Annotated in this window: 11 protein-coding genes and 1 pseudogene; 3 read left to right on the top strand and 9 right to left on the bottom strand. The window is 62.6% G+C overall.

Annotation, left to right across the window (positions count from 1 at the left end; all coding sequences use genetic code 11):
* Positions 1 to 7: 7 nt before the first annotated feature.
* From AC07Y9_RS06120 to AC07Y9_RS06110, 3 genes are read left to right on the top strand one after another with little or no spacing between them, the layout of a single operon-like run.
* Positions 8 to 808, top strand: a complete 801-nt coding sequence (locus AC07Y9_RS06120) for a carbohydrate ABC transporter permease (protein ID WP_007929618.1) — start codon at positions 8 to 10, stop codon at positions 806 to 808.
* A 10-nt stretch (positions 809 to 818) separates the two neighbouring features.
* A complete protein-coding gene (locus AC07Y9_RS06115; protein WP_009044596.1) occupies positions 819 to 1,091 on the top strand; it encodes a DUF2160 domain-containing protein in 273 nt (90 codons plus the stop codon).
* A gap of 50 nt (positions 1,092 to 1,141) precedes the next feature.
* The gene (locus AC07Y9_RS06110) at positions 1,142 to 2,884 is read left to right on the top strand and encodes an ABC transporter substrate-binding protein (RefSeq protein WP_087091627.1); all 1,743 of its coding nucleotides are present in this window, start codon (positions 1,142 to 1,144) and stop codon (positions 2,882 to 2,884) included.
* Positions 2,885 to 3,062: 178 nt separating this feature from the next.
* Here the strand turns inward: AC07Y9_RS06110 and AC07Y9_RS06105 are convergent.
* From AC07Y9_RS06105 to nuoG, 9 genes and pseudogenes are all read right to left on the bottom strand, one after another.
* A pseudogene (locus AC07Y9_RS06105) lies at positions 3,063 to 3,147 on the bottom strand (transcriptional regulator); the annotation flags it as partial.
* A 188-nt stretch (positions 3,148 to 3,335) separates the two neighbouring features.
* Positions 3,336 to 4,799, bottom strand: coding sequence for an NADH-quinone oxidoreductase subunit NuoN (nuoN, locus tag AC07Y9_RS06100; protein ID WP_007929613.1), 1,464 nt, complete (start codon positions 4,797 to 4,799; stop codon positions 3,336 to 3,338).
* A gap of 7 nt (positions 4,800 to 4,806) precedes the next feature.
* Positions 4,807 to 6,339: an NADH-quinone oxidoreductase subunit M gene (nuoM, locus tag AC07Y9_RS06095; RefSeq protein WP_007929612.1), complete on the bottom strand. Its 1,533-nt coding sequence runs from the start codon at positions 6,337 to 6,339 to the stop codon at positions 4,807 to 4,809.
* Positions 6,340 to 6,378: 39 nt separating this feature from the next.
* Complete coding sequence (nuoL, locus tag AC07Y9_RS06090) at positions 6,379 to 8,232, bottom strand: NADH-quinone oxidoreductase subunit L (RefSeq protein ID WP_007929611.1); 1,854 nt, start codon at positions 8,230 to 8,232, stop codon at positions 6,379 to 6,381.
* On the bottom strand, positions 8,229 to 8,537 hold the full coding sequence (nuoK, locus tag AC07Y9_RS06085) for an NADH-quinone oxidoreductase subunit NuoK (RefSeq protein ID WP_085985111.1): 309 nt from the start codon (positions 8,535 to 8,537) through the stop codon (positions 8,229 to 8,231). Before nuoK ends, nuoL begins: the two co-directional genes overlap by 4 nt.
* 13 nt (positions 8,538 to 8,550) lie before the next feature.
* The gene (nuoJ, locus tag AC07Y9_RS06080; protein ID WP_007929608.1) at positions 8,551 to 9,051 is read right to left on the bottom strand and encodes an NADH-quinone oxidoreductase subunit J; all 501 of its coding nucleotides are present in this window, start codon (positions 9,049 to 9,051) and stop codon (positions 8,551 to 8,553) included.
* Between the two features lie 9 nt (positions 9,052 to 9,060).
* Positions 9,061 to 9,609: an NADH-quinone oxidoreductase subunit NuoI gene (gene nuoI / locus AC07Y9_RS06075; protein WP_003223795.1), complete on the bottom strand. Its 549-nt coding sequence runs from the start codon at positions 9,607 to 9,609 to the stop codon at positions 9,061 to 9,063.
* An 11-nt stretch (positions 9,610 to 9,620) separates the two neighbouring features.
* A complete protein-coding gene (gene nuoH, locus AC07Y9_RS06070; RefSeq protein WP_007929607.1) occupies positions 9,621 to 10,628 on the bottom strand; it encodes an NADH-quinone oxidoreductase subunit NuoH in 1,008 nt (335 codons plus the stop codon).
* On the bottom strand, positions 10,625 to 13,339 hold the full coding sequence (nuoG, locus tag AC07Y9_RS06065; RefSeq protein WP_102679841.1) for an NADH-quinone oxidoreductase subunit NuoG: 2,715 nt from the start codon (positions 13,337 to 13,339) through the stop codon (positions 10,625 to 10,627). The genes nuoH and nuoG overlap by 4 nt, the downstream gene beginning before the upstream one ends.
* Positions 13,340 to 13,431 lie beyond the last annotated feature (92 nt).

The following is a 13,431-nucleotide window of genomic DNA, read 5'->3' as shown; positions in this document are numbered from 1 at the left end:
GGCCGCCATGACCAAGCGCAAGCTGATACCGCTGCTGATCTACATCCTGTTCCTGCTGGTGCCGATCTACTGGTTGCTGAACATGTCGTTCAAGAGCAACAACGAGATTCTCGGCAGCCTGACCCTGTGGCCCCAGGACTTCACCTGGCACAACTACAAGGTGATCTTCACCGACCCCAGCTGGTACACCGGCTACCTCAACTCGCTGTATTACGTCAGCTTGAACACGGTGATTTCCCTGAGCGTGGCGCTGCCGGCGGCCTATGCCTTTTCGCGCTACCGCTTCCTCGGCGACAAGCACCTGTTCTTCTGGCTGCTGACCAACCGCATGGCGCCGCCGGCGGTATTCCTGCTGCCGTTCTTCCAGCTGTATTCGTCCATCGGCCTGTTCGATACGCACATTGCCGTGGCCCTGGCCCACTGCCTGTTCAACGTGCCGCTGGCGGTATGGATTCTCGAAGGCTTCATGTCTGGGGTGCCGAAGGAAATCGACGAGACCGCCTACATCGACGGCTACAGCTTTCCCAAGTTCTTCGTGAAGATCTTCGTCCCGCTGATCGGTTCGGGGATCGGCGTGACGGCGTTCTTCTGCTTCATGTTTTCCTGGGTCGAGCTGTTGCTGGCGCGGACTTTGACCTCGGTGAACGCCAAGCCGATCGCCGCGGTGATGACCCGCACCGTGTCCGCCTCCGGTATCGACTGGGGCGTGCTGGCGGCCGCCGGGGTGCTGACCATTCTGCCGGGCATGCTGGTGATCTGGTTTGTTCGCAACCATGTGGCCAAGGGCTTTGCCCTGGGCCGGGTATGAGGAACCGTTGATGGAATGGATGAACTGGACCGCCCCGACGGCGGCATTCTTCGGTGTCATTGCCTTGATCCTGCTGGGCATGACCACTTGGGAGCTGCGTTCGCCGAGCATCCCTCGGCGCGGCTTCCTGCCGATTGCCACCACCCGTGGCGATCGTCTGTTTATCGGTCTTCTCGGCAGCGCCTACCTGCATCTGCTGGTAATCGGCGCCACCGACTGGAGCATCTGGGTGGCGTTCGTGCTGTCCCTGGTGTGGCTGTTGGCTGTGATGCGTTGGGGCTAGCCGGGCGCGTGCGCGGCGGTCCTGCTTCGAAATTCAACCGGGAGGTCTCTATGTTCGACAAAAACAATAAGCTGCGACATAGCGTTTCATTAGCGGCCATGCTGGCATTGAGCGGCCTGAGCGCGACGGCCTGGGCCGACGCCTATGAGGACGCCGCGAAAAAATGGATCGGCAGCGAGTTCAAGCCATCCACCCTGACCGCGGAACAACAGCTGGAAGAGCTGAAGTGGTTCATCAAGGCGTCCGAGCCGTTTCGCGGGATGAAGATCAACGTGGTCTCGGAAACCATCGCCACCCATGAATACGAGTCCAAGGTGCTGGCCAAGGCCTTCAGCGAAATCACCGGGATCAAGCTGACCCACGACCTGCTGCAGGAAGGCGACGTGGTGGAGAAGCTGCAGACCCAGATGCAGTCGGACAAGAACATCTATGACGGCTGGGTCAACGACTCCGACCTGATCGGCACGCACTTTCGTTATGGCAAGACTGAATCCATCACCGACCTGATGGCCAACGAAGGCAAGGACTACACCTCGCCGACCCTGGACATCAAGGACTTCATCGGCATTTCCTTCACCACCGCGCCGGACGGCAAGATCTATCAGTTGCCCGACCAGCAGTTCGCCAACCTGTACTGGTTCCGCGCCGACTGGTTCGAGCGGGCCGACCTGAAAGCCAAGTTCAAGGAGAAGTACGGCTACGAGCTGGGTGTGCCGGTGAACTGGTCGGCCTATGAGGACATCGCCAAGTTCTTCAGCGAGGACGTCAAGGAGATCGACGGCAAGCGGGTCTACGGGCATATGGACTACGGCAAGAAGGACCCGTCCCTGGGTTGGCGCTTCACCGATGCCTGGTTCTCCATGGCCGGCGGCGGCGACAAGGGCTTGCCCAATGGCTTGCCGGTGGACGAGTGGGGGATCCGCGTCGAGGACTGCCATCCGGTGGGCTCCAGCGTGACCCGAGGCGGCGACACCAACGGCCCGGCGGCGGTGTTCGCCACCACCAAATACGTCGACTGGATGAAAAAGTACGCGCCACCGGAAGCGGCGGGCATGACCTTCTCCGAGTCCGGGCCGGTGCCGTCCCAGGGCAATATCGCCCAGCAGATCTTCTGGTACACCGCCTTCACTGCCGACATGACCAAGCCGGGCCTGGCGGTGATGAACGCCGACGGCACGCCAAAATGGCGCATGGCGCCGTCGCCGCGTGGACCGTACTGGGAAGAGGGCATGAAGCTGGGGTATCAGGACGTGGGTTCCTGGACCTTCATGAAGTCCACCCCGGAGAAGCAGAAACTCGCGGCCTGGCTCTATGCCCAGTTCGTGACCTCGAAAACCGTGTCGCTGAAGAAAACCATCGTCGGCCTGACGCCGATCCGCGAATCGGACATCAACTCCCAGGCGATGACCGACCTGGCGCCGAAGCTCGGTGGCCTGGTGGAGTTCTATCGCAGCCCGGCCCGGGTGCAGTGGACGCCGACCGGCACCAACGTGCCGGACTATCCACGCCTGGCGCAGTTGTGGTGGAGCCATATCGCCGAAGCCGCCAGCGGCGAGAAAACCCCGCAACAGGCGCTCGATGGCCTGGCCAAGGACCAGGACGCGATCATGACCCGGCTCGAGCGCTCGAAAGCCCAGGCCACCTGCGCACCGAAAATGAACCCCGAGCGCGACGCGCAATACTGGTTTGACCAGCCGGGCGCGCCGAAACCGAAACTGGCCAACGAGAAACCCAAGGGGGAAACCGTGAGCTACAGCGAACTGCTCAAGTCGTGGGAGGCTGCGCGCAAATAAGGTTGTGGATCGGTAATGCGCAACGGCACCTTCGGGTGCCGTTTTTTTCGAGGCGCGCGATGATTGCGTTGTCGCTTTCGCGAGCAAGCCTACCCTGGCTGCTTCGTGGCGCAGGTGCCGACGGTCTTCAGTTCTGTAGGTGTAGAGGGTTGCCGCTCGATTGCTCGCGACAGCGTCCTGGTGGGTAGTGTGATCCTGCCGTGGCGTTCATCTGCCAGCGCTTCAAGGCCTTCGATCAACTCGGAAAAGATGTCTCGTCTCATCGTCTTTCCTTGCCTCTATTTGAGTGTGGCGTGTGGAGTTCACTTTAAAGCCAGGCACAGTTCGGGTATGTCAGGCATCACGGATTTGCTTGAAGGGCAATTCGCAGGGCAGGGGAGGGCCGTTCCCATAAATGCAAAACGGCGCCCGAAGGCGCCGTCTTGTTTTACTGCGGATCGTGCTTGAGCGATCAGCCCGCCAGACCGGATTGCTGGACCAGGATCAGCAGCGGTTGTGGGTAGACGCCGAGGAAGAACGCCAGGACCGCGATGGCCAGCAGCATCACGCCGCCGGCTTTCTGTTCCCAGTGCAGCTGGGCGTCGACGCGGCGCAGGTTCGGCTCGATCAGGTACAGGGTGACCATGACGCGCAGGTAGTAGAACACGCCGATGGCGCTGCCCAGGACCAGGGAGCCGACCAGCCACCATTGGTGCGCTTCGACACCGGTGGCGATGATGTAGAACTTGCCGATGAAGCCCGCGGTCAGCGGGATGCCGGCCAGGGACAGCATCATCACGGTCAGTACAGCGGTCAGGTACGGACGGCGCCAGAACAGGCCGCGGTACTCGTACAGGGCATCCGCGTCGCGACCCTTGTAGGGCGAGGACATCAGGGTGATCACGCCGAAGGCGCCGAGGCTGGTGATCACGTAGGTGACCAGGTAGACGCCGATGGCTTCCATCGCCAGGCCCTTGCTCGCCACCAGGGCGATCAGCAGGTAACCGAAGTGGGCGATGGACGAGTAACCCAGCAGACGCTTGAGGTTGCTCTGGGTCAGCGCCAGCAGGTTACCGAACAGGATCGAGGCAATCGCGATCAGGGTCAGCACGGTGTTCAGGACACCGCTGCTGGCCACCGGCGAAATCTGGAACAGACGCACCATCACCGCGAATACCGCTACCTTGCTCGCGGTGGCCAGGAAGGCCGCCACAGGCGCCGGGGCCCCTTCGTAGACGTCCGGGGTCCACAGGTGGAAGGGTACCAGCGACAGCTTGAACGCCAGGCCGATCAGCATCATGCCCAGGCCCAGTTGGGCCAGCGGGCTAGGCAGGCCGGTCGCGGCCAGGGCCTGACCGATGCCGTTGAAGCTCAGGCTGCCGGCTTCGGCGTAGAGCAGGGCCATGCCGAACAACAGGAACGCGGAACCGGCGGCCGACAGCACCATGTACTTGATGCCGGCTTCCAGCGAGCGCTTGTTGAAGAAGGCATAAGCCACCAGGCCGTAGACCGGTACCGAGAGCAGCTCCAGGCCGATGAACAAGCCAGCCAGGTGCTGCGCACTGACCAGAACCAGGCCGCCGGCGGCGGCCATCAGGATCAGCAGGTACAGTTCTTCGCGGTTGCCCGGGTAACCGGTGCCGCCGTCGCCCAGGTAGGCATGGGCGAGGGTGACGCAGGCCAGGGTGGCCACCAGGATCAGCGCCATGTACAGGCAGGCGAACTGGTCGATCTGCAGCAATGGAGTCACCGCCAGAGGGGTGACTTTCAGGGCCGGGAGGATCGACAGCAACGCCAGGTTCAGACCGGCGACCGACAGCAGGAAGGTTTGCGAATGGTTGCGACGCCAGGCGATAGCCAGCATCACCACAATGATGGTGAGGCTGGTGATCAACAGCGGCGCAAGCGCGATAAAGTGTTGAATCGTAAAGTCCATAGCGCTCTTACCGGGCCGAAGCGAGTTGAGTGAAGGCGGTGCCGAGCCATTGCTGCACGCCACTCATGGTGGCGGCAGAGGTATCGAGGAACGGTTGCGGGTAGATGCCGATGTAAATCAGCAGCGCCGCCAGTCCGACCACCATGATCAGTTCGCGAGCGTCCATGCCGTGCAGGACCGCGTCCGACTTGGCGGGGCCGAAGTAGGCGCGGTGAATCATGATCAGCGAATAGACCGAACCGAATACCAGACCGGACGTCGCGAGCACGGTGACCCATGGAGCACGGGCGAAGGTGCCGATCAGGATCAGGAATTCGCCGACGAAGTTACCGGTCGCCGGCAAGCCCAGCGAGGCCGCGGCGAAGAACAGGCTGATGGCTGGCAGGTAGGCGATCTTCGACCACAGGCCGCCCATTTCACGCATGTCGCGGGTGTGGGTGCGCTCGTAGAGCTGGCCGCAGAGGATAAAGAGTGCCGCCGCCGACAGGCCGTGAGCCAGCATCTGGATCACCGCGCCCTGCAGGGCCAGCTGGCTGCCGGAGTAGATGCCGATCAGCACGAAGCCCATGTGCGAAACGCTGGAGAATGCCACCAGGCGCTTGATGTCGGTCTGGGCGAAGGCCAGGAAGGCACCGTAGAAGATCCCGATCAGACCCAGGGTCATGGCGATCGGCGCGAACTCGGCCGAGGCATTCGGGAACAGCGGCAGGGCGAAACGCAGCAGGCCGTAGGCCGCGGTCTTCAGCAAGATGCCGGCGAGGTCCACGGAGCCCGCGGTCGGTGCCTGGGCGTGAGCGTCAGGCAGCCAGGAGTGGAACGGCACCACCGGCAATTTCACCGCGAAGGCGATGAAGAAGCCGAGCATCAGCACGTACTCGGTGGTGGTCGACATCTTGGTCTTCAACAGGTCGGCGTAGTTGAAGGTGATCACGCCGGTGTCGTTGAAGTTGACCAGCACCAGACCGAGGATCGCCACCAGCATGATCAGGCCGGAAGCCTGAGTGAAGATGAAGAACTTGGTCGCGGCGTAGATCCGGGTTTTCTTGCCGTCCGAAGAACTGTGACCCCAGAGCGCGATGAGGAAGTACATCGGCACCAGCATCATTTCCCAGAAGAAGAAGAACATGAACAGGTCGAGGGCGAGGAACACGCCGACGACACCGCCCAGGATCCACATCAGGTTCAGGTGGAAGAAGCCCACGTGACGCTGGATCTCTTTCCAGGAGCAGAGGACGGACAGCACGCCCAGGAGGCCGGTCAGCAGGATCATCAACAGCGACAGGCCATCGAGGGCCAGGTGCACGTTGATGCCGAAGCGCTCGATCCAGACGTGCTTGAACTCCAGGGTCCAGGTCGGATCGGCGCCAGGTGCCGGAGCGAATGAATAGTCGCCATGGGCCCACAGCCAGAGGCCGAGAGCGAGTTCCAGGGACATGGTCAGCAGCGCAATCCAGCGGGGGAGGGTGGCGCCGAAGCGCTCACCCATCCAGCACAGCAGGCCGCCGATGAAGGGGATCAGGATTAGCCAAGGCAGAATCATGACGGGCTCAATTCCTTTCGCAAGTTCGCAAGGTTCATATCAGACCGCTACCAGCACGACGGCGCCGATAACCAGCACGGCACCAGCAGCCATCGAGGCGGCGTACCAACGCAGTTGACCGGTTTCCGTACGGCTCAGGGAGTTGTGGCCCCCTTTGGCCAGACGCGGGATCAGACCGATGGTCTGGTCGAGCGGGTCTTTGCGCAGTACATGGCTGATCGCCAGATATGGCTTGACGAACAGTTTGTCGTAGATCCAGTCGAAGCCCCAGGCAGCGAACCACCAGGCCGAGAGGATGCGGCCGATGCCGCTGTTGGCGACGGCGGTAACGAAGCGACGCTTGCCGAGGAACAGCAGCGCGGCCAGCAGGATACCGGCGATGGCGATGGCGCCCGACGCCAGTTCCAGGCTGTGCTTGGCTTCGCCACCGGCATGGCCGACGCTTTGCGGCAGCACACCGTGCAGCGGTGGAGTGATCATGGCGCCGACGGCGGTCGACAGAATGATCAGCACCGACAGCGGCAGCCAGTGGCTGATGCCGTGGCCGGCATGGGCTTCGGTCTTGGCTTCACCGTGGAAGGTGATGAAGATCAGGCGGAAGGTGTACAGCGAGGTCATGAAGGCCCCCACCAGACCGGCATACAGCAGGCCGTGGTTACCGCTGGCGAAGGCTTCCCAGAGGATCTCGTCCTTGGAGTAGAAACCGGCGGTGACCAGTGGCAAGGCCGCCAGGGCCGCGCCGCCGACGATGAAGCTGGCGTAGGCCAGTGGCAGTTTCTTCCACAGGCCGCCCATCTTGAAGATGTTCTGCTCGTGGTGGCAGGCAACGATCACCGCACCGGAGGCAAGGAACAGCAGGGCCTTGAAGAAGGCGTGGGTCATCAGGTGGAAGATCGCGCCATCCCAGGCGCCAACGCCCAGGGCCAGGAACATGTAGCCGATCTGGCTCATGGTCGAGTAGGCGAGAATCCGCTTGATGTCGGTCTGGACCAGCGCGGCGAAGCCGGCCAGGACCAGAGTCACGCCACCGACGACGCCCACCAGGTGCAGGATATCCGGCGCCAGGGCGAACAGACCGTGGGTACGGGCGATCAGGTAGACACCGGCGGTCACCATGGTTGCGGCGTGGATCAGGGCCGAAACCGGGGTAGGGCCGGCCATCGCGTCCGCCAGCCAGGTCTGCAGCGGCAGCTGGGCGGATTTACCGACCGCGCCACCCAGCAGCATCAGGGTCGCCAGGACGATCCAGAAGTCGCCGGCCTGGAACTTCGCAGGCGCCGCGACCAGCAGTTGCTGGATATTCAGGGTGCCCAGCTGCTGGAACAGGATGAACAGGCCGATGGCCATGAACACGTCGCCGATGCGGGTGACGATAAAGGCCTTGAGTGCCGCGTTACCGTTGTTGCGGTTGCTGTAGTAGAAACCGATCAGCAGGTACGAACACAGGCCCACGCCTTCCCAGCCGAAGTACAGGAACAACAGGTCATCGCCGAGCACCAGGAACAGCATGCTGGCGATGAACAGGTTGGTGTAGGCGAAGAAGCGTGAGTAACCGTCTTCACCGCGCATGTACCAGGACGCGAACAGGTGGATCAGGAAGCCCACGCCCACCACCACGCCGAGCATGGTCACGGACAGGCCATCCAGATACAGGGCGAAGGTCGGCTTGAAGTCGCCTACGGTCATCCACTGCCACAGCACCTGGGTGTAGTGGCCACCTTCCGGCGGGGCGACGTTGAATTGCCAGATCACATAAGCCGCGACAATCGCCGACAGGCCAACGGAGCCGACACCGATCAGGGCGGCGAGGTTTTCCGAGAGGCGTCCACGGGAGAACGACAGCAGCAGGAAACCGATCAGGGGGAACAGGAAAGTCAGATAGAGAAGGTTCATCCGCGCATCTCGCTGGCAGCGTCGATATCGAGAGTGTGGAAGCGGCGATACAGCTGCAACAGGATCGCCAGGCCGATACTGGCCTCGGCGGCTGCCAGGCTGATCACCAGGATGAACATGATCTGTCCATCCGGCTGCGCCCATCTGGCACCTGCGACGATGAAGGCCAGGGCGGAGGCGTTCATCATCACTTCCAGGCTCATCAGCACGAAGAGAATGTTGCGGCGCACCATCAGGCCGACCAGGCCAAGGCAGAACAGGATGCCGGCAACGGCCAGGCCATGCTCCAGAGGGATAGTTCCGATAGTAGGCATGGTCTTACTCCTTCGCCTCGTTGCGGCCCAGGTGGAACGCCGTGACGGCTGCGGCGAGCAGCAGCATCGAGGCGAGTTCGACCACCAGCAGATAAGGACCGAACAGGCTGATGCCCACGGCCTTGGCGTCCACGGTGGTGTGGCCGACACCGGTACCGCTCTGGTGGCTGAACAGCACGTACAGCAGTTCCACCAGCAGCAGGGCGGCAAGCACCACCGGCCCCAGCCAGATTCCCGGCTTGAGCCAGATGCGTTCCTGCTGAACCGAGGCAGGCCCCAGGTTCAGCATCATCACCACGAACACGAACAGCACCATGATGGCGCCAGCATAGGCGATCACTTCCAGTACGCCGGCGAACGGCGCGCCGAGGCTGAAGAAGGTCATCGCCACGGCGATCAGCGAAATGATCAGGTAGAGCAGGGCGTGCACAGGGTTGGTGTTGGTCACCACGCGGAGCGTGGAGACAACGGCGACACCTGACGCGAAATAGAAAGCGAATTCCATCTTTCTTCCTTAAGGCAGCAAGCTCTTCACGTTGATCGGCTCGGCTTCGTTTTGCGCGGAGCCTTTTGGCTTACCGGCAATGGCCATACCTGCAACACGATAGAAGTTGTAATCAGGGTTCTTTCCGGGGCCGGAGATCAGCAGATCTTCTTTCTCGTAAACCAGGTCCTGACGTTTGAACTCGGCCATCTCGAAATCCGGGGTCAGCTGGATCGCGGTGGTCGGGCAGGCTTCCTCGCAGAGGCCGCAGAAGATGCAACGCGAGAAGTTGATGCGGAAGAAGTCCGGGTACCAGCGACCGTCTTCGGTTTCAGCTTTCTGCAGCGAGATGCATCCCACCGGGCATGCCACGGCGCACAGGTTGCAGGCTACGCAACGCTCTTCGCCATCGGGGTCGCGGGTCAGCACGATGCGGCCGCGGTAGCGGGGCGGCAGGTAGACCGGCTCTTCCGGGTATTGCAGGGTGTCGCGCTTGCGAAAGCCATGGCCGAAGACCATCACCAGGCTGCGCAGTTGGGTACCAGTACCCTTAACGATGTCGCCAATATATTTGAACATGGGTCAAATCCTCACTGAACCGCGCCTGCTGGCGTGTTCAACAACACAAGCGCAGCAGTCACCAGCAAATTGATCAGGGTCAGCGGCAGGCAGAATTTCCAGCTGAAGTCCATCACCTGGTCATAACGCGGACGCGGGATGGAAGCGCGCAGCAGGATGAACAGCATGATGAAGAACGCGGTCTTCAGGGCGAACCAGACGAAGGACAGTTGCGGCAGGATGCCGAACGGACCGTGCCAGCCACCGAAGAACAGGGTGACCAGCAGTGCCGAGATCAGGATGATGCCGATGTACTCGCCAACGAAGAACATGCCCCATTTCATGCCGGCGTATTCAATGTGGTAACCGTCGGCCAGTTCCTGTTCCGCTTCCGGCTGGTCGAACGGGTGACGGTGAGTCACGGCCACGCCAGCGATGAAGAAGGTACAGAAGCCGAAGAACTGCGGAATGATGAACCACAGGTTCTGCGCCTGGTAGTCGACGATGTCGCGCATGTTGAACGAGCCGACCTGGGCCACGATGCCCATCAGCGCCAGGCCCATGAACACTTCATAGGACACGGTCTGGGCCGAGGCGCGCAGGCTGCCGAGCAGGGCGAACTTGTTGTTGCTCGACCAGCCGGCGAACAGCACCGCGTAGACCGACAGGCCGGCCATGGCGAAGAAGAACAGCAGGCCGATGTTCAGGTCCGCCACGCCCCAGGTCGGGGTGATCGGGATGATCGCGAAAGCGATCAGCAAGGCGCTCATGGCCACGACCGGTGCCAGGGTGAAGATCACCTTGTCGGCAAACGGCGGGGTCCAGTCTTCCTTGAAGAACATCTTCAGCATGTCGGCGGCGATCTGGAACATGCCGAACGGGCCAACGCGGTTCGGACCGTAACGGTCCTGCCACCAGCCCAGCAGGCGACGTTCGACAAAGCTGAGCAAGGCACCTGCGACCACCACGGCCAGCATGATGACCAGGGCTTTGACGACCGCCAGGATCACGTCGATCACTTCAGGGGTGAACCAGGTCATTGCGCTGCCTCCTGCAGACCGTCAACGGATTTGCCAAAGAACGCCGGTGGAATGCCCGCCAGGCCTGCCGGCAGGGCCACCAGGCCAGCGCCCAGCTCTTCGTTGATGCGCAGCGGTAGACGCAAGGTCTGGCCCGCCACGCTCACGGCGAGCAGCGCGCCATCGTTGACGCCCAGGCGGTCGGCTTCGGACTTGGCCAGGGAGACGTAGGCGGCCGGGATGCGTTCCTGGACCGGAGCGGCTTTCGAAGAGTTCTCCTCGCTGCCGAACAGGTGGTAGAACGGCACCGCCTGCCAGGTGCCCTGGGCAGGGGAGAAGGCGCGCGGCACGCTGGCGAACCAGCCGAGGCTGTCGCCCTGGCTTTCGATCAGGCGGGTGCCCGGATCGCCGGCACGCAGATGACCACCGACTTCGTCCTGGAACTTGTTCCAGGCTTGCGGCGAGTTCCAGCCCGGCGACCAGGCGAACGGCACCTGGGAGCGCGGTTCCACGGAGCCCGAGTAACCTTCCATGGAGAAGGAGAACGCGGTGTCCTGGTCTTGCGGGGTACGTGGCTCGTGCACGCTGATATCGGCGCGCATGGCGGTACGGCCGCTGTAACGCAGCGGTTCGCGAGCCAGCTTCAGGCCCTTGATGCGGAACGACGCCGATGGCGCGGCATCGACGATGTGCGCCAGTTGCGGGTTGCTCTGGGCGCAGGCGGCGGTCACGTGGTCCAGCTGGGTCCAGTCCACCGGCTTGTTCAGCAGGGTAGAGCGCAGGGCATGCAGCCAGCGCCAGCCTTCGTGAACCAGGATGCTGGCATCCATATAGGTTGGATCGAACACCTGGAAGAAGCGCTGGGCACGGCCTTCCTGGCTAACCAGGGTGCCGTCGCCCTCGGCGAAGCTGGCCGCTGGCAGGACCAGGTGCGCGCGATCGCTGGTGGCGGTCTTCTGGTGGTCGGCGACGATCAGCACTTTCGCGGCGTTCAGCGCGGCATCGACCTTGGCGGCGTCGGTGCGGGTGTACAGATCGTTTTCCAGCACGACCAGGGCGTCGGCCTGGCCGTCGATGACCGCTTGCAGGGCGGCGTCCACCGATTCGCCACCGAGCATGGCCAGGCCGAGGCTGTTGGCCTCGGGCACGATCAGGCTGATGGAACCGTTCTTCTCGCGCAGCTTGAGGGCCTTGGCGATGTTCGCCGCGGCTTCGATCAGCGCCTTGGAACCCAGGGAGGTGCCGGCGATGATCAGTGGGCGCTTGGCGGCGAGGAGGGCGTCGGCGATGCGCTTGGCCAGCTCAAAGGCTTCGCTGTCCAGGTCTTCGACGGCCGGGGCGCTGGCGTCCAGGGCGTGGGCCACGGCGAAACCGATGCGCGCCAGGTCGTCGGGAGCGGCGTGTACACACTCCTCGGCGACGTCGTCGAGCTTGGTTTCAGCGATGCTTGCAATGAACAGCGGGTTCAGCGCGTGCTGGCCGATGTTTTTCACCGCGGCGTCGAGCCATGGCTGGACGCGCATGGCGTCGGCCATCTCTTCGGCCTTGCCCTTGACCGACTGGCGCAGGGCCAGGGCCATGCGGGCGGCGGTCTGGGTCAGGTCCTCGCCGAGGACGAACACTGCATCGTGGTCTTCGATGTCGCGCATGGTCGGCACGGGCAGCGGGCTGTTTCTCAGCACTTGCAGGACCAGGCGGATGCGCTCCAGTTCGGCGGCTTCGATACCGCTGTAGAAGTGCTCGGCGCCTACCAGTTCACGCAGGGCGTAGTTGCTTTCCAGGCTGGCGCGAGGCGAACCGATACCGACGATATTGCGCCCGCGCAGCAGGTCGGCGGCCTTGTCCAGCGCCTGGTCCAGGTTCAGCTTGGTACCGTCGTTCAGCAGCGGCTGGCGTGGACGGTCTTCGCGGTTGACGTAGCCGTAGCCGAAACGGCCACGGTCGCATAGGAAGTACTGGTTCACCGAACCGTTGTAGCGGTTCTCGATGCGCCGCAGTTCGCCGTAGCGCTCGCCCGGGGAAATGTTGCAACCGCTGGAGCAGCCATGGCAGATGCTCGGCGAGAACTGCATGTCCCATTTGCGGTTGTAGCGCTCGGAGTGAGTCTTGTCGGTGAACACACCGGTCGGGCAGACCTCGGTGAGGTTGCCGGAGAACTCGCTTTCCAGGGTGCCGTCTTCAACGCGACCGAAGTACACGTTGTCGTGGGCGCCGAACACACCAAGGTCGGTGCCGCCGGCATAGTCCTTGTAGAAACGCACGCAACGGTAGCAGGCGATGCAGCGGTTCATCTCGTGAGCGATGAACGGGCCGAGTTCCTGGTTCTGGTGGGTACGCTTGGTGAAGCGATAACGGCGCTCGTTGTGGCCGGTCATCACGGTCATGTCTTGCAGGTGGCAGTGACCGCCTTCCTCGCAGACCGGGCAGTCGTGCGGGTGGTTGGTCATCAGCCATTCGACGACACTGGCGCGGAAGGCCTTGGATTCTTCATCGTCGATGGAGATCCAGGTGTTGTCGGTGGCGGGAGTCATGCAGGACATGACGATGCGACCACGGGTGTCGTTCTCGTCGGTGTATTGCTTGACCGCGCACTGGCGACAGGCACCGACGCTACCGAGAGCGGGGTGCCAGCAGAAATAAGGGATGTCGAGGCCTAGTGACAGACATGCCTGTAACAGGTTGTCCGCCCCATCGACTTCGAGCGCTTTGCCGTCTACGTGGATAGTGGCCATGGTTCAAAGTTCTTCGTTGGCCCGGTGTCAGCGGGCGTGGCTAATGGAATCTTGGTGCTCGCCTGGCGCGTCGCGGCGTCTTCAGGCGATAC

Source organism: Pseudomonas sp. GW456-L12 (assembly GCF_059424045.1).
This window is presented reverse-complemented; position numbering and strand designations above follow the sequence as displayed.

Coding starts and splice junctions, on each gene's coding strand:
- AC07Y9_RS06120 (WP_007929618.1), top strand. CDS start 8: ATGACCAAGCGCAAGCTGATACCGCTGCTGATCTACATCCTGTTCCTG.
- AC07Y9_RS06115 (WP_009044596.1), top strand. CDS start 819: ATGGAATGGATGAACTGGACCGCCCCGACGGCGGCATTCTTCGGTGTC.
- AC07Y9_RS06110 (WP_087091627.1), top strand. CDS start 1,142: ATGTTCGACAAAAACAATAAGCTGCGACATAGCGTTTCATTAGCGGCC.
- nuoN (WP_007929613.1), bottom strand. CDS start 4,799: ATGGACTTTACGATTCAACACTTTATCGCGCTTGCGCCGCTGTTGATC.
- nuoM (WP_007929612.1), bottom strand. CDS start 6,339: ATGATTCTGCCTTGGCTAATCCTGATCCCCTTCATCGGCGGCCTGCTG.
- nuoL (WP_007929611.1), bottom strand. CDS start 8,232: ATGAACCTTCTCTATCTGACTTTCCTGTTCCCCCTGATCGGTTTCCTG.
- nuoJ (WP_007929608.1), bottom strand. CDS start 9,051: ATGGAATTCGCTTTCTATTTCGCGTCAGGTGTCGCCGTTGTCTCCACG.
- nuoI (WP_003223795.1), bottom strand. CDS start 9,609: ATGTTCAAATATATTGGCGACATCGTTAAGGGTACTGGTACCCAACTG.
- nuoH (WP_007929607.1), bottom strand. CDS start 10,628: ATGACCTGGTTCACCCCTGAAGTGATCGACGTGATCCTGGCGGTCGTC.
- nuoG (WP_102679841.1), bottom strand. CDS start 13,339: ATGGCCACTATCCACGTAGACGGCAAAGCGCTCGAAGTCGATGGGGCG.